Origin of the sequence: Tunturiibacter psychrotolerans, assembly GCF_051013365.1 — a bacterium.
In the GTDB taxonomy this organism is placed as follows: Bacteria; Acidobacteriota; Terriglobia; order Terriglobales; family Acidobacteriaceae; genus Edaphobacter; species Edaphobacter psychrotolerans_A.
Map to the genome: position 1 here is coordinate 4,557,077 of NZ_CP132941.1, position 21,033 is coordinate 4,578,109.

Sequence of the window (21,033 nt, forward strand, 5' to 3'; positions counted from 1 at the left end):
AAGTGGAGAACTCGAATCAATGGCGAAGTTGCTGGCAATCAAACCTCTATCGAGTCTGCTGCAGGAGGCAGAGAATGAGGGCGAAAGCGGACTCAAACGTACCCTGGGCCCACTGAATCTGATCACACTCGGAATCGGGGCGATCATCGGCGCCGGAATATTTGTTCTGACTGGGCAGGCTGCTGCGAAACACGCAGGGCCGGCAGTGATGCTCAGCTTCGTTGTGGCTGGTATTACCTGCGCGTTTGCAGGTCTCTGCTATGCGGAGTTCGCTTCGCTGATTCCTATCGCAGGTTCGGCGTATACGTATGGATATGCCACACTGGGCGAATTTGTCGCCTGGATCATTGGCTGGGATCTGGTGCTTGAGTACGCGTTCGGCGCGGCGACGGTGGCTTCGGGGTGGAGCGGATACTTTGTCGGGCTGTTGCAGGACTTCCATATTCATATTCCTCCTCAATTGACGACTACTCCGGGCAATGTGCTGTATCTGTACCACGATCGCTGGCAGGCGCTGACGGCGCTTCCTGCGGGAATCAACGCTTCGGCTCTGCCACATGTCACCGGCGTGTTTAACCTGGTGGCTTTTCTGGCGATCACGGTGATCACAACGATTCTGATCATCGGGATTCAGGAGTCGGCGAATCTGAATACCGCCATTGTGATCGTGAAGCTGGGTGTTGTCGGAGTTTTCCTGGTGTTGGGGATCGGGTACATCCTGAAGCATCCTGCTGAGGCTCATGCGAACTGGACTCCTTTCATTCCGCCGAGCGAGGGACCAGGGGCCTTTGGGATCGGGGGGATTACGGCTGGTGCTGCTTCGATCTTCTTTGCGTATATCGGCTTCGACGCGGTGTCGACGGCGGCGCAGGAGGCGAAGAATCCGAAGCGTGATATGCCGATCGGCATCCTGGGGTCGCTGGTGATCTGCACGCTGCTCTACATCGTGGTGTCGGGCGTGCTGACCGGGTTGGTGAACTACAAGGCTTTGAATGTTGGCGACCCCGTTGCGGTCGGCATCGATGTGACGGGCGTCCGGTGGGGCAGCATTCTGGTGAAGATTGGTGCTGTGTTTGGTCTGGCTACGGTGATGCTGGTGATGCTGCTGGGGCAGTCGCGAGTGTTTTATTCGATGTCGCGGGACGGCCTGTTGTGGAAGTGGGCTGGGGTGATCCATCCCAGGTTCCGTACGCCGTGGATCTCGAATCTGGTGGTCGGCGCGATCGTGGCGTTTATGCCGGCGCTGTTGCCGATCAGCAGGTTGAGCGAACTGGTGAACATGGGAACGCTGCTCGCGTTTGCGATCGTCTGCGCGGGAGTCTGGATTCTGCGGAGACGTAATCCGACTCTGCATCGTCCGTTCAAAACACCGCTGGTTCCGCTTGTGCCGTTCCTGGGTATCGTCAGTGCGCTTTACCTGGTTTGGACTCTGCCTACGCTGACCAAGGTGGTGGTGCTGGGTTGGCTCGCGTTTGGGCTGGTGATCTACTTTACGTACAGCGTCAAACACAGCAAGGTCCAACAGGCGCTGAAGGCTGAGGGCACGTAGGGAATGGGGGGGTACCCCCCCCCCATTACCGGCGCGTAAGCTGTTTATAATCAAGTATTTACGGTCCAGTCCTCTCTGTAAAATCCTCCAGGCAAAGGGGTTACGGCCAAATTCGTCCAAACAAAAGGGTTACGAGTGTGAATGATAAAAGCCCCGGCGGTCGCCGGGGCTTTCTTATGCTCTGTAGCTAGTATAGCGGTTTGGGTGGAACTCATACGCCACGTGGATGTTGTTGTGAGGGTTGGGTTTGGGTGGTTCGGGGGCTTGACAGGGTTTATGTGGCACGGGACTTCGGTCGGAAAAGCAGCGGCAACCGCAAAAGCAAGGACAACCGCAGATCCCCTTCGGGGATGACAACAAGAAGTGCGAAGGCAAAAGCAAATGCGGGGGTCCTCCACTGCGAATCAGACGGTGAGGCTGTCTGATGCTTCGATCGAGATGACGTTTTGTTGTGTGTGGAATGAAAAGCAGCGGCCAAAGCTTCGGTCGAGATGACGACTCGATTTGACTATTGAGCGCTCGTTTCCTGGAGCCCTTGGGTCTTGTGCCAATGGAGCACTCGCAGTGCGCGGAGTGTGTTCCACCTGCTTGGCTGGCCTACGGATTCGCTGAATGGGAGGGCTAGCGCTTCGTCGTGCGCGTCGTCGAGGAGCCAGCGGCCGTTGGTCTGCCGCTTGGTCACGACGAGGTGCATGGCATCTGCGACGCGTTCGTCGGGTGGAAGACCGGCGTCTCTGAAGTAGTCGAGGGCGCGGAGAACGTCGTAGTGGTAACGGGTCGGGAAAGCGAATTTCAGGAATGCCGGATGGGCAACGTCGCCGGTCGAGAGACGACGATAGAGAACACGCTTTAGGAGGTACTCCTCGCCTCGGCGTCTGGCTGCGGCGATTTCCGGGGCGGGCTTGACGGCACGCTCGTACTCGAGCAGTCCCTCCAGCACGCAGATGGTGGTGTGGAAGGACGAGTGTGTGCTCTTCGGTGCTTCGCAGTTCCAGCCGCCGTCTTCGAGCTGCTCGCTGACAAGGCGGCGTGCGAGGCTCTCGGTGGGGCGCCGGAAGTAGGCGCCGAGGGCGAGGACACCTCCGTTGATGCACGGTTCTACTTCTCCTTCGAAGAACGTCTTGAATGGCTTGTCGCGGAACTCTTCGTCCCATTGGAAGCCTGCTTCGAGACGAGCTACCGCGGACTGGACGGCGGGGTCGTTGGGGTCGACGCCGGTGGAGCGCAGGTGGAGCATGGTAAAGAGGGTGGGGAGCCAGTCGGGTTTGCCGGCCTTGTGCCATGGGCCGTCGGAGCCCTGGCAGGCGAGAATCTCTGCGCCGATCCCTTCCTGTGTGACGCGGGCGCGCTTCGCGGCGATTTCCGCTGGGGAGGCGTCGGTTAGACCGCGCATTGCCTGCCAGCTTATTGCGGGGTCCGAATCGAGAAGCCAGTCGATGGTGTCCACGCGGTTATATTACGTCCTTTGACAACTGCGACCGCCGCTTTGCGTGGATGATTTCCGGTGTTCCCCTTCGACAGAACGGTCTTCCCACTCAGTTGTGGTGAAGACGTCATAGTGATGCCTTCGAAGTTACTTCACTGTGTTTTGGGGAGGCTTTTGGGTACGGCTGCTGTGGTGGCGGGGGCGGTCGCTCCGGCGGAGGACTGGGGCAGAATGGGCAGAGTGACTGTGTTGGTGGCAGTGGGGTCGTCGCGCAGGCGGAGGAAGAAGCCGGCTCTCGCTGGACGGGGGAGGGTCAGGGTGGTGCCGACGAAGCCCTCAGGGACCGTGGTGGGGCTGGTGAAGGCCGGGTCGGTGGCGATGGAGTCTACAAGGTAGAGGCTGGAGCCGGTGATGGTGCAGGGTTGGCTTTGGTCTGCGGGGCAGCGCAGGTCTTTGAAGGTGGGAAGTCGGACGAGGGTGACGAGGGGGATCCAATCGCCTGTGGTGCCGTCGGGGGCGACAGGACGCAGCCGGAGGGGGCCGAAGGCGGAGGTTCCGAAGTCTTTGATCGGGTTGAGAGTCGCGAGGAGAGTGTGGGGGTTCTGGAGCACCAGGTTGCCGGCTGAGACGCTGAGCGTGGTGCGGAGGCTGTCGTCTGAGTTTGAAATCTCAATCTTGCCGGTGCGGGGGAAAGACGCTACGGATTTGAGAGAGAAGGTGAGTAGCTCGTCGGAGGGCAGGTCGTCGTCGCCGGCGAGATGGATGGGCGTCGGCGTAGCCTGGCCGATGTTCTTGCTGATGAGTGTAACGGCCGGGCGAGGGGGCGCAACGGTGACGGGAAGGGTGAGGGTGCGGCCGTCATTGAGTGAGAAGCGTGCCGTGAGATGCTCGCCGACTTTGAGTTTTGGCGCCTGGCTGTTTGGCGGAAGCGTGAGGCGGAGTTGCGTGTCCGAGTTTGATGGAGCGGGTATGGGGGTTGCGGTGTCCTGGTTGGATGGGAAGTTGACCGGGGCGGGAGTGAAGACGAGCTTGTCGATGGTGAGCTGCTGGACCTGATCGAGGCTGGTACCGGTGAGGTCGGCGGTGGTGTCGCCTGCGTGGAGCTCGAGTGCGGTGAGGCGGGCGGGTTCGGAGTAGGTTTTGGCTGCGACGGTGTCGGCTTTGTCGTCGCCGAACTGCTTGATGGCGAGGTGCAGGGAGCCGGGGTCGATGGATTTGAGAGAGACAGTGACATCGACCGTGGCGGGTTTCTCGGCAGGCTTCCACTTGGTTTCGACTAGTTTGCCTGCGCTGGTGTCGAGGGAGACGGTGTCGAGGCAGGCGGTGCCGGTGGAGCTGAGCATGAGATGGTTTTCACGGCCTGCGATGAGGATGTCATCGTCGGCGAGCTTCCAGTCTTTGCCTGGGGTGTCCTGGAGCTGGAGGGTGGGGCCCTTGAAGGCGTCGAAGCCCCAGAAGCCAGTGATGGTGCCGGTGATAGCGTTTGTGCCTGGATGCGGTGCTGGCGTAGAAGCTGTTTCTGCGGGATGAGATTCCGGGGTTGCGGCTGGTTTGGATTCGACGTCTGACGTGAGACTTGGGTCGATCGGTAGCGGCTTGCGGGCGGGAAGGTGGGCGAGGACGAGGCCGCCACGAAAGGCGTCTGGAGTGACGGGAATATCGGTGCCGCCGTTGGGGCCGTCGAGGTGGAGGGCGAGATCGTGCGCCAGAGCGGTTGCGTAGACCAGAGGTGCGCCTTCGACGGGAAGGACGACGGCGGGTTTGAGCAGGCAGGAGATGGCTTCGGGGTCGGTTGAGCGCAGAGGCGGGGGGACTGCAGCCTGGATTGCGGGAAGACCGATGACGATGACGGATTTGGGATTGTTGAATGAGGGTGGGGTGTTGAGGCGGAGGTTGAGGGCGTCGCCGTCGGGGAAGGCGATGGCGGGGATGTACTGGTATTTGGCGGTGTGGAGGGTGCTGGTGATGCGGATGAGGTCGACGATGGCGCCGACGTAGGGACTGTAGTTTCCGCCGCCGGCAAGCCGGGTGTAGCTGGCCTGGTTGATGAGGTCGGAGTTCGAGCCGTCGTTGAGTGCGTCTGCGACGGATTGGCCGTGGCCGTCGTCGAGGAGGGTTTGATTTCCAGCCTGGGTGAGGCAGGTGGATTGAGTGTCGACGGGGCGTTTGAAGCAGTCGCCGTTGGGCTTGAGATTGAGGGTGCGGGAGAGGAGGTCGGAGTGCTCGGCCAGAGCTTTGGAGTCGTCGGGTGGGACGCGGCGGATGGCGGCGAGGTAGGTCTCGATGCGGGCCTGCTCGAAGCCGGATTCGATGAGGTCTTGTGAGGCGCGAACGAAGATGCCGGGGCGGCCGCGGACTGCGGAGCGGAGGGTGCTGAAGTCGCCGCCGGTTTCAGGTGCTAGGAAGAGGATGACCTGCTGGGCCTCGGCAGGGACAGTGATGGTGACGCCCTCTTCGCGGACTTTTTTGTTCCAGGTCTGGATCTCGGAGAACCAGTTATCGGGGGGCGGGTTGGTGGTGCCGCGCAGGAAGGCGCAGACGAGGAGGTAGTGAACGGATTGCGTGGGGGGCAGGTCGGCGCGGAGCCAGATCTTGTCGCCTGGTTGAAGATTGGGAACCTGGGCGATGGGCAGTGTTTTGCCTGCGCGCGTGACGTGAACATCGACCTTGGGGCCAGCGAGATCAAAGCGTGCGGCGTCGGCGGCGTGGAGCAGGGGGCAACCCAGCAGGGCGGCAGCGAGAGTTCCAGCGAGGCGCAAACGGCGAAACACTTTTGCCATCATTCCATTTTAGACGGAATGGGATGGGTTCGGATGTTGCTTGGAACGGTGAATGTTTGCTGCTACTTGCGGATGCGTGAGGAGAGATGATCGCCTGCGACGACACCGTCGCGAATGGTGATGATCCGGTGGGCGTACTCGGCGATGTCGGGCTCGTGCGTGACGAGGACGATGGTGTTGCCGCTTGAGTGGAGCTCGTCGAAAAGAGCCATGATTTCGTCGCCGGTTTTGGAGTCAAGGTTGCCGGTGGGTTCGTCGGCGAGGATGATGGAGGGCTTGTTGACCAGGGCGCGGGCGATGGCGACGCGCTGACGCTGACCGCCGGAGAGCTCGTTGGGCTTGTGCATCATGCGGCTGCCGAGGCCGACGGATTCGAGAACACTCTTTGCTCGCTCGGTGCGGGCGGCCGCGGGTGTGCCGTTGTAGATGAGGGGCAACTCTACGTTGTGAAGCGAGGTGGCGCGTGCGAGGAGGTTGAAGGTCTGGAAGACGAAGCCGATTTCCTTGTTGCGAATGCGGGCGAGCTCATCGTCGTTGAGCTCGGAGACGTCGTGGCCATTGAGCCAGTAGCGGCCCTGGGAGGGGGAGTCAAGGCAACCGATGAGGTTCATCAAGGTTGATTTGCCCGAGCCTGAAGGACCCATGATGGCTACGTACTCGTTGTGGCGGATGCGGAGATTGACACCGCGGAGGGCATGCACCTGCTGATCGCCCATCTCGTAGGTCTTCCAGAGATTGTCGGTGACGATGACGTCTCCCGGCGTGGGGCCGGAGGCGTTGCTGGTGCTGAGGTTGGATTCGACTGCAGTTTCGATAGCCATCCGGTTCTCCGTGCTCCTGTGATTCAGGATAGTACGTTTGGGGTGGTGGGATGGTTCCGCGGTATTGAGTGAGTCACTCCGAGAACAATAATTTTAGGGCTTTTCTTCGTGCTCAGATATTTTTTTACGATTTGTCGGCGTCGGTGGGGGCCTCCACGCTGTTGTCTATTTTGACTGCAGTTCCGCTCTTAAGGGTGCGAAGGATTCGATAGCGGCCGGTAACAATTTCGTCGCCATCTTTGAGGCCGCTGAGAACCTCGATGTCCGTGGCTCCGGTAACTCCGGTGGCGATAGGAACGAAGTTGGCGCGAGTCTTTTTGTGGTCGGTCTGGAGCACGTAGACTCCCTGGACGGGTTGGGGTTTGTGTGCGGGAGCGCTGGAGGTGGATGCGGAAACTACGCTTGCCTTGCCTGCATTGGCTGCGAGTGCTTTTTCGACGACGGGGTCGCGCTGAACCAGGGCCTGGATGGGTATGGTGAGCGCGTTGGGCTTGTGGGCGGTAGTGATCTTTGCCGTTGCCGAAAGGCCGGGCCGGAGTTCGTCTGTTACTTGATCGAGGGTGACGACGACTTTGAAGTCCTTTGCCTCCTCGGTGCCAGTGGTGCTCTGGCTGGTGGCGACTCCGGTGGTGCGGAGGAGAGCCTGATCGCCGACCTCAGTGACGTGTCCTTTGAAGACACGACCGGGCAGAGCGTCAACCGTGACGTCGGCGGTCTGGTTGAGAGAGACATTGACGATGTCGGTCTCGTCGACTTTGACCTCGGCGGTAATGACGGACATGTCGGCGAGAGTCATCAGTGTGGAGCCCTGAGCGTTCTGAATGCCGAGGACGACGGTCTCGCCTTCGCGGACAGGAACGTTGGTGACGAGGCCGTCGAAGGGAGCGCGGCTTACGGTCTTGTCAAGGGCATCGTAGTTTGCGCGTTGGCTGGCGACTGCCTGATTCATGTGGCCGCGTTGGGAGTCGGTTTGCGCTTTCGCTTGTGCAAGTGCTGCCTGTCGCTGGGCGAGGGTAGCGACAGCCATATCGTACGCGGCTTTTTTGGCGTCGTAGTCCTGCTTGGCGATCAGCTTTTCGTTGTAGAGGGACTCAGCGCGACCGTAGTCGAGTCGTTTCTGTTCGAGATCTGCTTTGCCCTGAGCGATGTTGGCCTCGGCGGTTTTCTCTGCGGCGATATAGCTGGTGATGTCGGTTTGGGACGAGGCGATTGTGGCTTGCTGTGCTGCGACCGTGGCCTGCGGTTGAACGCTCTCGACGGTGGCGAGGGTCGTGCCGGACTTCACGTGATCGCCCTCTTTCACGTAGAGGTGGGTGATGCGTCCGAAGGCGGTGGCGCCGATGTTGACGTAGGTCTTCGGCTTGATCTGGCCGGTACCGTTGACGACGGCGATCAGATCCTGGCGGACGGCTTTGCCGGTGGCGACTTTGGTGACGCTGGCCTGTCCGTGAAGGATCGTGCCCACGACAATGCCTGCAAGAACCAGGACAGCAACCACGATCAGAATGATTTTCTTTATGCTCATTGCCGCTTTCTATTGCGTCTCGCGAAGAATCGGAGGCGCCTGGGAGTCGGTGCTGCTAAACGCTAGTACGGAAGCGGAAGAAATTGCGTTCCGTCCTCATTCCAAAAAGCTAAGTTGGAGAATCTACGAGCAACTGTGCAAAGCCCTGCAACCCTTCGCTAGACGAGACTTGTAAGCTTCTGTGGGAACACGAGCGATGATATCAGGGGAAGCATTGAGTCTCCTCTTGTAACGGAGATGTAACGGCTCTACAATGTTGGTTGGTAACAGGAGTGCACCCCTTCTCTATGAAAATTTCTTGGCGCTTGGTATCCTGCACGACCCTATTGGGGATGATCTTTATGGGGGGGCATGTTTTGACGGCCCAGGAGGCGACCAGCGGTTCTGACCAGACTGATGGCGTGACCAAGGGTCCGGTGACGGTGGAGAAGCCAGATCCTTTGAAACGTCCGCGGAGCGACAAGGAAATACGAGACCAGCAGAAGGCGCTGAAGGCGGAGTTAAAGGGTGTCTACAAGAAGTGGGTGGATGAAGACGTTCGCTGGATCATCACGGACCAGGAGTTGCAGGCGTTCAAGAGCCTGAGCAATGACGAAGAGCGCGACCAGTTCATCGAGAATTTCTGGCTGCGACGCAATCCGAATCCAGATTCGCCTGAGAATGAGTTTCGCGAGGAACACTACGCGCGCATCGCATACGCGAATGACCACTTCGCGGCGGGCAAGCCTGGCTGGAGAACAGATCGCGGTCATATCTATATTGCTTACGGAAAGCCGGACAATATCGATGCGCACCCGAGCGGCGGCAGCTACGACCGTCCGATTGAAGAAGGTGGTGGCAATACCTCTACGTTTCCCTTCGAGATTTGGCACTATCGCTATCTGGAGGGTATCGGGGATAACATCGATATCGAATTTGTCGATACCTGCATGTGCGGCGATTACCACATGACGATTGATCGTTCCGAGAAGGACGCTCTCAAGCATGTTCCGGGCGCAGGTCAGACGTTATATGAGCAGTCGGGACAGTCGAAGCAGGCAGACCGTTTTTCAGGTGGATTGGAACAACTTGGCGCAGGACCGATGTCCTCCGCGAATCAGAGCAAGCAGTTCGACCGGCTCGATCGATATGCGAAGTTGATGGCTCCTCCTGAGATTAAGTTCAAGGATCTGGAGTCGTTTATGACGACTTCTAAGATTCTGACCGGGCCACCGTTCCTGTTTGATGTCCGGACGGACTACGTTAAGGTTACAAACGATACGATTCTAGTGCCAGTGACGCTGCAGATCAGAAACCAAGACATCACGTTCACGAATAAAGATGGCGTTGCGATGGGTACGGTGAACATCCTGGGACGCGTGTCGAACCTGAATCATAAGGCGATTCAAACCTTCGAAGACACGGTCAGTGTTCAGGTGCCGAGTGAACTGTTGGCGCGCAAGCGAGCCGATCAATCGGTCTATTGGAAGGCATTGCCGCTGCGTCCCGGTTTGTACAAGGTTGACATTGTGATTAAGGATGTCAATAATCCCGACCATATTGGAAGATGGCAACGAAGTTTAAACGTGCCAGCCTACGACGATGATCGACTCGCTTCGTCTTCGCTGATTCTGGCATCGTCGATGGAGAGAGTCCCGTCGAAGGATATTGGTGCCGGGAATTTTATTATTGGCGATACTCACATTACTCCACGCGTTCCGACTGGAATTGGGGTTCCTGTGACTTTTCACAGGGGACAGAATCTGAACTTCTGGATGCAGGTGTATAACTTAGGGATCGATGAGAAGAGTAAACAGAATGGTGCGACGATCGAGTATGAAATTCTCGACGTCGGGACCAATAAGGCCGTTCTTGAGACGCAGGAGTTGACCTCGAAGACCAACCCCAATGCGGATCAGGTTACGATTGAGAAGAGTTTGCCGCTGGCAAGTCTTCAGCCTGGCAAGTATCAGGTGAATATCAAAGTGAACGACGGAATCACGAAGCAGCAGATCGCAGAATCTGCGCCGTTTATCATAGATTAGACAGGTGCTTTAGAAGGGTACATGGTTACGCAGACGCCAAATCGCGATAACCAGTCACATCGCACTCTGTAAGACGCCCCCTAATTTTCTGGGTGCGGGATGATTTCGGATAGCCATTCGACGCGCAGGACGGTTTTACTGTGCTACGACCCCAGGGGAAGATCGCGCTTCTGTCGCTGATGTTGCTGACTGCAGCAGCCCGCATTGCTATGGGTCAAGGTGCGGCGGTGTCGGGAGTCGTTCGCGATGCGCAGGGTGTGGCGCAACTGGGTGCTCTGGTTCAGGTGATCGCGGCAGATTCGGCGATGGCTGGAACTGCGTTCACCGATCTTCACGGGCGCTACTTCATTGCTCATCTGCTTCCTGGACAATATGAGGTGCGAGCGAGCGCGGCGCTGTTTGTCCCGGCGATGCGGGACAATCTGCAGCTCACGTCTGGAGCTCAGGCGGTTGTCAATCTTACGTTGAGTACGCTCTTCGAATCGACAGCGTGGCTTCCGGCAGAGCGCCGCAAAGCGGATGAACCGGGTGACGACTGGAAGTGGACGTTGCGGTCGGTGGCGAATCGTCCGATTCTTCGGTTTGCTGAAGATGGGGATGTGATTCTGGTCTCCTCAAGTGTTCGAGAGATTCCGAAGCGTGCTGAGAGAGTGCGCGCCGAGGTTACGGCTGGTGACGGCGGCTTCGGGAGCAGTGGGGTTCACAATGTTTTCGCGTTTGATCGAGTGCTCGATGATGGAGCGGGTCTGACGCTACGTGCGGATATTGGGACGCAGCCGGGGGCGCCTAATGTCGGTCAGTCTACTGAGGTCGCGACCGGGTATGGGATGCAGCTGGGTTATGGCGGCGCGGCGCGGACCGTGTTGAGCTACCAGATGCACCCTGAGATGCTGGCGTCGGATGGAACGCCTGGGCTTGGGGTGATGCAACTTGCGAGTGGGCAGAAGATTCAGATTGGGGATTTTGCGGATGTTGAGGCGGGGGGGACGATCTACGTTGTTCGAACCTCTGGCTATACGTCCGGGTCGCGGCCGTTCCTGAAGGTCACGGCGCATCCGTCGGAGAACTGGAGCGTCGGGTATCGGATGGCGACGGCGCAGGATCTGCAGTCGTTCTCGGGGCTCGATACGATGCGGCGGGAGCTGCCTGTTGCGGCGATTTATCAGGGTAGACTGCAGACCGATGGCGGTGTGCACCAGGAGTTGAGTGTTGGCCGGAAGACTGGCCGCGGAATGGTGCAGGTTGCCTATTACGCTGATTCGCTGAATCGCGTTGCTGTATCGGGTGGCGGTGTGCTGACTCCGGCGGATATTGCGGCGACGGGTCAGAGTGGCGCAAATGGGATCATTGCCGATTCGACGACCGGGAACTTCCGGTTTTTGAGTGCGGGGTACAAGACCCAGGGATTGAATGTCACGATGACCGAGCCGTTGACCACGAATCTGTGGCTTGCGGTGGAGTATGGCACGGGGGCGGGACTTGCGGCGAAGGATGGCGTTGTCATGTCGCTGCCGGAGGCGGGATCGGATCTGGCTCCGGTTACGGCGCGGACTGCAACCCTTGCTTTGAAGGGGCGGGTTCTGCGCAGTGGAACGGCGCTTCGGGCGGCGTATCGCTGGCAGCCGTCGCGGTTGGTGACGGCGGTAGATCCTTATGCACCTTTCAGCGACCAGGCCTACTTGAGCTGCTATCTGCGACAGTCTTTGCGGCTGGGGCGTCTGCTGCCGCCCGGGCTTGAGGCTACGGTTGACGTCACGAATCTGCTGGCGCAGGGCTATCGGCCGTTCCTGTCGGCGGATGGACAGACTCTGTTCCTTGCGCAGTCGCCTCGGACGATGCAGGCTGGGCTGGCGTTTACCTTCTAACCGCCTTTCTTGTCTCCTTTCTCCAGGGGGTGTCCCCCCCCCTATATGCTTCGTGTAAATTGTTTTGAATCAACGACTTGCGAGCGGTATTATCTCTCAAATTCGTCATTCTAAATGGGTTGCGTCCAAATTCTTCCAAATAAAGGGTTTATGGTTTCGTTGTAAGCCTTAAAAAGCAAAAGCCCCGGTGGGTTCCGGGGCTTTTGTTCTCTGTCTCTTCAGTATAGCGAATCGTGCATAACTCATACGCCACGCGAATCTTCAAGATTGGCGCGGGTTTTCAGCGTTTGGGGGCTTGACAGGATTTCGGGTTGGGCTGAATCGAGCCTGTTGCGAACTATTGTCGGTTGCTGCTGACGAGATGTCGACTTTTCAGGACCAACAACTCCTTGAAGATCGTATGCTCTTGTCCGATCCACCGATTGAGCTTCTCCATCCTTCAAGATGGCCGGATCAAAAAGTGCGGGGTTCACCCCTGCCGTGATTAGGTGATGGACTGGATAACCTCGAAAAGATTGCCCCAGGGATCCGCAAAGAACGCTACGCGGAGACCCATTGCGGGTACGTCGTGTGGCTCGCTGGCGATCGCCACGTCGCGGCGCTTCAATTCGTCGATGACAGCGTCAACACTTTCGACGCTGAAACCCGGGTGGTGCCAACCAGACATCTTGTAACTATCATGCAGATCTTTATAAGCGGGGCGCTCTTCTGCGCCCGGCCCTGCCATCAGCTCGAAATGGAAACTATCGTCGCCAGGGGGGTAAAGGAAGCCGAAAGTGAGCCCGGCCACGGACACTGATTGCTTCAGGCGGAAATCGAGCTTTTCGGTATACCAGGCGACCGCTGTGTCAAAGTCCGGCACGCGGATGGCTGCGTGATTGATCTTCAGAGAAGCAAGCGGGCTGGAGGCGTGAGGTGTGGTGAGTGTGTCCATTGTTTTCCTTAAGAATGCTGTCGTTATCGCCAAAGATTACAGAGCCTTCGTTTTCAGCCAGGAACGCACAGCCTCGGTAACTTCCGCCTTGCGTTCGAGGGGCAACCAGTGACCTGAAGGCAGATTGACAACGGTAAGGTCCTGGCATGCGCTAATCATGCCTTCGCCCGAGCGATTGTGGGTGATATCGCAGAGGCCGTCGAATTCGCCGTTGATAAACAGCACGGGCTGACGCAGGTGTCCGCCATTCGGTGCTGCGTGAGCGTAGGCGATATTGGCGCTGTCGTTCAAATACCAGGAATTGCCAGGCCGAAACCCGGTCACTCGGAACGCGTCGACCAGGGCGTCAAAGTCAGACTGCGGCCAGAGTGCAAGATCAGGCTGCACCGCTGGCGCGTGGTGGTCCGGACCGAACCAACCGCCATTGCGCGTGATGATCGCAGATCGATATACCTTGCCCACCGAATCAGGATTTCCACTCCGGAATATTGCCGCGAGGCTCGCGCGGATGTCCGCATCGAAATCGGAGATCGTCTGGTCGAAATTGGTGAGGTAGAAGCGGTAGTAGTCCCACTGTCCGTCCGGATACTGATCGAAGGGATAAAGCTTGCGGTCGATGAGCGGCAGAAGATTGGGCAGCGCGAAGGCATCCGGTACATAGGGAACGGAGATCAACACGACGCCCCGGCTTCGCTTCGCGTGATGCGCGGCCAGCGCCGCAGCGACGGGGCTTCCGAGGTCGTGCCCGACCCAGATGGCCGGGCTGGCGCCAAGATGATCGTGCAGCTCAACCATATCGTCGACGATCTCTCTTATGGCATAGGCCTCCGGGACGGAAGGCGCAGAAGAACCGCCATAGCCGCGCATGTCTGGCGCAATGCACCGCCAGCCTTCAGACGCGAAGGTCTCCATCTGAGCGCGCCACACGAGCCCAATTTCTGGCCAGCCGTGAAGGAAGATCATCAATGGGCCGCCTACGGTGCCAGCCTCCCAGTAGTGCGTCGTATGACGGGGTGTACTGAAAGTGTTGTCGGTAAGTGGGAAGGATGTTGCCATCGAGCTCCTTTACGCGTGGTTTACCGTTCGCAGAAACTTCACAAGCTGTTCGCTGACTTCGGCAGAGGCCTCGTGCTGTATCCAATGGCCTATGTTGTCGAGTTCGAGGTTCCCGACAAGGCCCGGAAGGCCGGCGTGCAGCTTTTCAGCAGGTGGATAGAGCGCCGCCAAGCCGTCGGACTTTCCCGAAATGTAAAAGGAGGGCTGGGTAATCTTCGCGCCTTTCCAGGCGGCTGACAGATAAAAATACGGTTCAGCGGCGCGATAGTAGTTCAAGGCACCGTGAAAACCTATGCGCTTGAATTCCGCTACGTTGTGAGCTACGTAATCCGGTCTCACCCATGAAGGCAACGGTCCCGGAGCGGGACGATGAAGGCTTCGTGCGGGGTCCAGGGGGTTCCAGCGTTGGTCTGCCGGAGCAGAACCCGATGCCCAATACAAAATCCCCGGAATAGTGACTGCAGCGTCGGCCCAAATCTGATCGGCTTCCGGTTTGATCTGCTCGAACATATAAAAGTCACTTTCATGCCCAGTGGTGCGCATGCGCTCGAAGACGCTGACATCGCCACGCGGAAAGTAGGGCACGCTCAGGCAGAACACCGCTTTGAATCGGTCAGGACGCATCATGGCGGCATTCCACGAATGTGTTGCACCCCAGTCGTGACCGACGATCACGGTGCTGGGAATATTCAGCGCATCGAGAAGTCCGACCAGATCACCCGCCGTATGCAGCGGCGTATACAAGTTTGAGTCAGATGGAGCTGAGCTGCGCCCGTATCCGCGCATGTCCGGAGCAATCGCGCGAAAGCCGGCTGACGCGACGGCTTTCATTTGTTCTCGCCACGTATAAGAGGTGTCGGGAAACCCGTGGCAGAAGAGAACGGCTGGCCCGTCCCCAAGCTCAGTAACGTGCAAAGAGATCCCATTCGCAGGGATCTCGTACTCTTTGAGTTCCATCTTTCCTCCGCCCTTCATCATAGAAGATGGAGCCTTGTCCCGTAGCCCGCAAGGATAGGTAACGACAAACACGCTCCTCGTTGCTTGGGACGTTGCATGCGGAGGCCGTCGGGCAAGTCCTCTTTAGAGGTGGCAGTTTCTTGGGGGTGGGGCGTCGATGCGGCGTTCGGTGCCTTGGGGGATGAGTTGGAGGGCGATGGTGCTGGCCGGAACGGTGCTCTCGTTCCGGATGAGGTGGATGTGGTCCCCTCCGTGATCGACGAAGCCCATTCCCTGGGTGTAGATGTGGGGTCTGCATTGGGGATCGTCGCTTCCGTACTCGGTCACAGTGCCTTCGGTGACGATGATCAGGCTGTGACCAGGGTGGGTGTGCCAGCCGGTGGTTCCGCCGGGCTGCCAGACATTGCTCTGGATGTACAGGTCGGACGGGCCTTTGGTGCGCTGCAGGGACATCCAGAGTTGTTCGTTTTTCTCTCTCGCGGGGCCGCGGGGGAAGTAGCTCGAGACATCGATTTCGCCGAATCGGCCCATGGCGAGCGAGGTGCTTTTGTACCCTTCAGGCAATGTTGCCGAGGCATTTCGGGGGTGATAGAGAGCCGTGGCCGCGATGGCGGCAAGGAATAACACCAGAGACGGCAGTCTCCTTTGCATGTTGGCCTCCTTGTCGTTGTTGTTCCATGGAGGTGCATGGAGACTACCGGCACCTTGGCAGGCATCTTCGAGTACAAGCAGCGCGTTCGAGCGGCAGGTTCAGACGGCAAGTTCAAACGGCAGGGAGGAGGACGTGCACTCGAGGGGCAGGACTCGTCCCGGCTGGTGGGCCGTTGGCGGAGTTACCAATATTTCCCGGTCTCGTCGGTTGGCGGTTTGCGCACGACGCCGTGGATTGGCTGCGGTCCGAAGTGTGTCGTTGCTGGGCCCCCGAAGACCAACGTGATGTTGGAGTTGGTGACTGAGTACTTGATATCGTCTCCTCCGGTGACGCAGACCTGAAGCGTTGATACGGGTGGATCGGACTCGAAGGGGGCGATGCTTCCATTTCCGGTCAGCAGGCTGACGGTACCGTTGATCTGGAAACCGGTTTTGGTTGCGGGTGGAAGGTAGGCGGGGCAGCCGGTCATGTCCCAGGTGATGCGCATGTTGGTTAGCTTGATGTGGTGGGTGTGGGGGTTCACGAGGGGCTGGGTCGGATCTACCGCTCCGGTTCCGGTTTTTCCATAGCCGGACATGGTCATGTCGGCGGCGAAATCGGCGGAGGCCCATTCGGGGTGGATGTCCATGGACCATTGACCGTGCATCTCCCATGGACTGCCTTTGATGGTCGCGCTGAGGGGGGTGTAGTCGTTGATGAGGCCGCTGAGGTGTTGAGGCGGGCGCCCCTGGGCCAAAGCACAGGTGCCTGAGACCAGCAGAAGGAGCGAGAGCACACGCGCCGCCGAAGTGGGGGTTTTGCTTTTCATGAGAGAACTCCTGTTTTGCGATTTTGAGATTTGCGTGAGATACAGGGACACCCTCTGACGGCTTGGGGAGTAGTTTCAAGCGGTAAGGCGCGGAAGTGTCTTGGTTCTGCAACTTGCCGTTGAATGCCGCTGTTTGCCGTGCCTTTGTGGGGCGGGGGTACAATTTGTGTCCCGGGTTCGTCACGGCTACGGACCGACCAGGAGAGCGCAATGGGCGAACCATCGGTTGGTGCACCGCCTTCGGAGAGACCAGTGGGAGATCGGCTGGACTCTTGGAAGGAGATCGCGGTTTATCTGAACCGCGATGTGACGACGGTGCAGCGGTGGGAGAAGCGGGAGGGGATGCCGGTTCATCGGCATGTGCACGACAAGATGGGGTCGGTGTACGCGTCGCGGGCGGAGCTGGACGCCTGGGCGCTGGGGCGGAATCTTCGGGCGGGTAACGAGAATGGGAGTGGGGTAGCTGCGGCTAACTCTTCTGTGCCGGCGGCGGAGCCGGTTATAGAGCAGCCTCGTGCTGGACGGGGATTTTTTTGGCTGCTGATGGTTGCGGTGGGAGTGGCGCTGGCCGTTGGTGCGGTGCTCTGGTTTCGGGGGACGGAGTACTTCTGGCGAAACCCGATTGCTGATGCGCGCGTCCAGGCGGTCACGGACTTCGGCGGAGTGGAGCAGGCTGCGGCGGTGTCACGGGACGGAAATCTTGTGGCGTTTTTGTCGGACCGGGATGGGCAGACGGATGTCTGGATTAAGCAGATCGGGTCGGGCCAGCTCCGTAATTTGACCAACGGGAGCGTGAAGGGGCTGCGCAATCCGTCGATTCGCAGTCTTGGGTTTTCGCCGGATGGTTCGTTTGTCACGTACTGGGATCGCAGACAGGATGGGGACATCAGCGTATTGGCGGTGCCGACGCTAGGCGGAGAGCCGAAGACTTACCTTGAAGGCGTGGCGGAGTACGACTGGTCGAGGGATGGTTCTCGACTCGCGTATCACACGCCCGGGCCAGGCGATCCGCTGTTCGTGTCGGATGGCAGTGTTCGATCGGGAGCGCGGCCGATCTTCACCGCGGCGGCCGGGCTTCACTCCCACTTTCCGTTGTGGTCGCCTGATGCGAACTACATTTACTTCGTACAGGGATTGCTGCCGGATAGATTGGATATCTGGCGCATACCTTCGGGTGGGAGAACACCGGAACGAATTACCTCGCATAATGGGGGCGTGATGTATCCGGTTTTTCTGGATCGGCGGACGTTGATGTATCTTGCGAGCGATCCGGATGGCTCGGGCCCGTGGCTTTATAGCGTGGATGTCGAGCGGCGCATTCCCCATCGGCTGACGTTTGGTCTGGACCGGTATACGTCGCTGGCGGCTAGCGCCGATGGGCGGCGGCTGGTTGTCACGGTTGCGAGTCCGAAGAGAACACTGTGGAGGTTACGGATTGCGGATTCGCCTGCGGAGGTGTCGGCGGCTGTTCCGATCTCGTTGACGACGAGCGTGGGGTTCGCTCCACGTCTGGGCCCGGGCTATCTGTTGTATGTTTCTGCGACTGGTGCGGGCGAGAGCATATGGAAGCTCGTCAATTGGGCTGGTACGGGGCGTGGCACGGAGTTGTGGAGTAGTCAGGGCGCACGAGTGATTGGCGGCCCGGCGATCTCGCCCGATGGACAGAGGGTTGCGTTCTCGGTACGGCAAGGTGGTCAGACGCTGTTGTATGTAATGCAGGCCGATGGCACAAACGCGCGGGTCGTGACCGATACTCTTGCGTTGCAGGGCTCTCCGGCATGGGAGCCGGACGGACGATCGATTACTTCGGCAGCGGACGATCATGGCGTCACGCATCTGTTTCACGTGCCGCTGGATGGCCAACCGCCCGCTGCTTTTGTACAGGAATATTCCGTCGAGCCTGCGTGGGCGCCTGACGGGAGTTTCGTTGTTTATTCGGGACCGGATATAGGCACTACGTTTTCGATGAAGGCGGTCACGGCTGAGGGTGGGGCGCATCCGCTGCCGGGCGTGACGCTGACGCGGGGTGCTCGACACGTGGCCCTGCTGCCCGGGGGACGGGCACTTGTGCTGATGCGGGGAGAGATTCAGCACAAGAATCTGTGGCTCATCGATCTGGGGACGGGAGCCGAGCGGCAGCTGACCAATCTTCCTGCTGACTTCGACCTTCGCGACTTCGACATCTCACCGGATGGACGAGAAGTCGTTCTTGAACGCGAGCAGGAGCGCTCGGATGTGATGATGCTGGATCTTGCGCGGCGGTGATTTCGTAATGGAGAGTGGAGTTGCGTATGATGTGTCTCTGTTCGGTTGGTCGATGAGTTGAGATCGGACGAGGAGGCTTGCTTTGCGAGTTGGTCTGATGACACGGGAGTATCCCCCCAATGTGTACGGGGGCGCTGGCGTTCACGTTGAATACCTCAGCCGGGAGTTGGCGAAGTCGATTGAGGTTGAGGTCCATTGCTGGGGAAAGCAGTTTTCCGACGAAGGAAATCTGCATGTGCGCGGGGCGGAGCCGTGGTCCGAGATTACCGAGGGCACGAATGAGAAGTATAAGACTGCGCTCGAGACGTTGAGTCTGAATCTTGCGCAGATGAAGTCTCTTGCGACGATCGACATTGTGCATACGCATACGTGGTATGTGGCGATGGCGGGGTTTCTGGCGAAGAAGCTGTTCAACGTGCCGTTTGTGTTGACGACGCATAGCCTGGAGCCGCTGCGTGCGTGGAAGGCGGAGCAGTTGGGCAGCGGCTATTCGATGAGTTCGTGGATGGAGCGGACTGCGATTCTGGATGCCGATGCTGTGATCGCGGTGTCGAAGGGCACGAAAGAGGATATTCTGCGTGCTTACCCTGAGATCAAGCCGGAGCGTATTCACGTTATTTACAACGGGATCGATCTGAAGGAGTATCAGAAGACTGAGGAGAGCTCGGCGCTGATCAAGTATGGGATTGATCCGGCGGTGCCCTATGTTTTGTTTGTTGGCCGAATTACACGACAGAAGGGCGTGACGCATCTGGTGGAGGCGATTCCTCATCTTCCGAAGGGAACGCAGGTGGTGCTGTGTGCGGGGGCTCCGGATACGCCGGAGATCGCGGCTGAGATGCGCGAGAAGGTGGAGCAGGCGAGCAAGATAAATCCGCGCGTGATATGGATTGAAAAGATGCTGTCGAGGTCGGAGGCGATTCAGCTCTACAGCCACGCGAGTGTGTTTTGCTGCCCGTCGGTGTATGAGCCGTTCGGGATTATTAATCTGGAGGCTATGGCTTGCCGGGCTCCCGTGGTGGCGAGCGCGATTGGTGGGATTCTGGAGGTTGTGGTGGATGGCGAGACGGGCTATCTCGTGCCGTTCGAACAAGACCCGGTGACGACGTTTCCTTCGAATCCAGAGAAGTTTTCGCGGGATCTTGCGGAGAAGATTTCAGCGCTGCTGGCTGATCCTGAGAAGGCGAAACGATTTGGCGAGGCGGGACGTAGACGCGTGGAGGAGACTTTTGCGTGGTCTGCTATTGCCGATCAGACGATTCGTCTTTATCAGACCCTGATTGGAAGCACTCCGGAACGCATATGAAGACGCGGATGTAAGGTCTTCGATTTTGCTGGATGCGGAGGTTCGGGAGGAGCCGAAGGCTTTTGTTTCGGTATAGCCTTGACGTCATTATTGACTGAGGAGAAGTCTCCGGGGCAGGGCAAAGCATATGGCGCAAATAGTGCTGACGTGCCTTAAATTGTGGGCAGTCTGAGAGTGTAGACAACCTTCCCGAAACGTTCGAAATCGAAAGTTTAAAGAGCGCGGTAAATCAATACCACGAGCACCTAAAGTCCGACGCGCACCGGAGTTCACTATGGCAGATCCAAACCACACCGAATCGATGGACCAGATTCACTCCTCAGAACGTGAAATCGAAGCGCTGGAGAACAAGATCAACGAGTCAGATCGGTTAACCGCTCCGGAGGACTACGCCGCTATAAGACATGAGCAGGAGCAGCATCGGCAACGAATACTCACGTCGAAGGCTGAGATCGACCAAAACAAGTGGTCCGATGGGGAGGGCACACAAAAGTGATGCATCCGATCAGCTCTTTTGAGACGCTTGCAGGCTGCCGGCGCCACGCGTTCTCCATACGCTAAAAACCCCATCCGATGCAGAGGTAAGCTCAGGATGGGGTTTTAGCGTTCTTACTAGCGATAATTGTGGTGGTAGTGATGATGGTGATGACGGTGGTGGTAATGATGTGGGTGATCCTGTCCAACTCTCACAACAACCTGCGCCGATGCTGGCGATGCGGATGAACCAATAAGGGCAACGACTATCACAATTCCCGCTAACCAATGCTTCATAGCCTTCATGCACTACCTCCGTTAAGTCTTCTTCTTATAGATAGATGCCTAGTTGTCATATGCTGTTGTGCTTCGTCGTAAGATCGACAGAACGCATTGGTTGTATCACCGAAGAATTTCTTTGTTCGATCGTGAGAAACGATCTCCATCTCATGGAGGTTGTGTGAAGTTGGCGATCCCCAAGTGGCGCGAGACTCTCGCTCATCGATAAAATTCGATGATTTACATTCTTATTTGAGGCGTGGTGGATGCGCTAAGCCTTCCTTCGTTGATTCAAGGTATGCTGCAATAATT

Annotated in this window: 15 protein-coding genes; 6 read left to right on the plus strand and 9 right to left on the minus strand. The window is 58.3% G+C overall.

Annotated features, from left to right (window positions below; genetic code table 11):
- Nucleotides 1-19 precede the first annotated feature (19 nt).
- On the plus strand, nt 20-1,549 hold the full coding sequence (locus tag RBB76_RS19240; RefSeq protein ID WP_429629322.1) for an amino acid permease: 1,530 nt from the start codon (nt 20-22) through the stop codon (nt 1,547-1,549).
- Between the two features lie 508 nt (nt 1,550-2,057).
- Here the strand turns inward: RBB76_RS19240 and RBB76_RS19245 are convergent.
- The 4 genes from RBB76_RS19245 to RBB76_RS19260 all read right to left on the minus strand — a co-directional run bounded on the left by RBB76_RS19245 (nt 2,058) and on the right by RBB76_RS19260 (nt 8,101).
- Entirely contained in the window at nt 2,058-2,996 is a 939-nt protein-coding gene (locus RBB76_RS19245) for a hypothetical protein (RefSeq protein WP_429629323.1), read from the minus strand.
- 131 nt (nt 2,997-3,127) lie between these two features.
- The gene (locus RBB76_RS19250) at nt 3,128-5,755 is read right to left on the minus strand and encodes a hypothetical protein (RefSeq protein WP_429629645.1); all 2,628 of its coding nucleotides are present in this window, start codon (nt 5,753-5,755) and stop codon (nt 3,128-3,130) included.
- Between the two features lie 62 nt (nt 5,756-5,817).
- Nucleotides 5,818-6,576 carry an ABC transporter ATP-binding protein gene (locus RBB76_RS19255; protein WP_429629324.1) on the minus strand — a complete coding sequence of 253 codons (759 nt, stop codon included), beginning with the start codon at nt 6,574-6,576 and terminating at the stop codon, nt 5,818-5,820.
- Between the two features lie 124 nt (nt 6,577-6,700).
- Nucleotides 6,701-8,101, minus strand: coding sequence for an efflux RND transporter periplasmic adaptor subunit (locus RBB76_RS19260; protein ID WP_429629325.1), 1,401 nt, complete (start codon nt 8,099-8,101; stop codon nt 6,701-6,703).
- Nucleotides 8,102-8,388: 287 nt separating this feature from the next.
- Between RBB76_RS19260 and RBB76_RS19265 the strand changes: the two genes are divergently transcribed.
- Nucleotides 8,389-10,125 (plus strand): GWxTD domain-containing protein, encoded by a 1,737-nt coding sequence (locus tag RBB76_RS19265; RefSeq protein ID WP_429629326.1) that lies wholly within the window; start codon nt 8,389-8,391, stop codon nt 10,123-10,125.
- 140 nt (nt 10,126-10,265) lie between these two features.
- Entirely contained in the window at nt 10,266-11,990 is a 1,725-nt protein-coding gene (locus tag RBB76_RS19270; protein ID WP_429629327.1) for a carboxypeptidase-like regulatory domain-containing protein, read from the plus strand.
- 484 nt (nt 11,991-12,474) lie between these two features.
- On the opposite strand, the gene RBB76_RS19275 is transcribed toward RBB76_RS19270, so the two are convergent.
- From RBB76_RS19275 to RBB76_RS19295, 5 genes are all read right to left on the minus strand, one after another.
- Nucleotides 12,475-12,924, minus strand: coding sequence for a VOC family protein (locus RBB76_RS19275; RefSeq protein WP_429629328.1), 450 nt, complete (start codon nt 12,922-12,924; stop codon nt 12,475-12,477).
- A 36-nt stretch (nt 12,925-12,960) separates the two neighbouring features.
- Nucleotides 12,961-13,980 carry an alpha/beta fold hydrolase gene (locus tag RBB76_RS19280; RefSeq protein ID WP_429629329.1) on the minus strand — a complete coding sequence of 340 codons (1,020 nt, stop codon included), beginning with the start codon at nt 13,978-13,980 and terminating at the stop codon, nt 12,961-12,963.
- 9 nt (nt 13,981-13,989) lie between these two features.
- Nucleotides 13,990-14,937, minus strand: a complete 948-nt coding sequence (locus RBB76_RS19285; RefSeq protein WP_429629330.1) for an alpha/beta fold hydrolase — start codon at nt 14,935-14,937, stop codon at nt 13,990-13,992.
- Nucleotides 14,938-15,060: 123 nt separating this feature from the next.
- Nucleotides 15,061-15,588: a hypothetical protein gene (locus tag RBB76_RS19290; RefSeq protein WP_429629331.1), complete on the minus strand. Its 528-nt coding sequence runs from the start codon at nt 15,586-15,588 to the stop codon at nt 15,061-15,063.
- A gap of 182 nt (nt 15,589-15,770) precedes the next feature.
- Entirely contained in the window at nt 15,771-16,397 is a 627-nt protein-coding gene (locus RBB76_RS19295; RefSeq protein WP_429629332.1) for a hypothetical protein, read from the minus strand.
- A gap of 210 nt (nt 16,398-16,607) precedes the next feature.
- On the opposite strand from RBB76_RS19295, the gene RBB76_RS19300 reads away from it, so the two are divergent.
- The 3 genes from RBB76_RS19300 to RBB76_RS19310 all read left to right on the plus strand — a co-directional run bounded on the left by RBB76_RS19300 (nt 16,608) and on the right by RBB76_RS19310 (nt 20,464).
- Nucleotides 16,608-18,662, plus strand: coding sequence for a hypothetical protein (locus RBB76_RS19300; RefSeq protein WP_429629333.1), 2,055 nt, complete (start codon nt 16,608-16,610; stop codon nt 18,660-18,662).
- A gap of 82 nt (nt 18,663-18,744) precedes the next feature.
- Nucleotides 18,745-19,968, plus strand: coding sequence for a glycogen synthase (glgA, locus tag RBB76_RS19305; RefSeq protein WP_429629334.1), 1,224 nt, complete (start codon nt 18,745-18,747; stop codon nt 19,966-19,968).
- Between the two features lie 274 nt (nt 19,969-20,242).
- On the plus strand, nt 20,243-20,464 hold the full coding sequence (locus tag RBB76_RS19310; protein WP_429629335.1) for a hypothetical protein: 222 nt from the start codon (nt 20,243-20,245) through the stop codon (nt 20,462-20,464).
- The last annotated feature ends 569 nt before the right edge of the window (nt 20,465-21,033 follow it).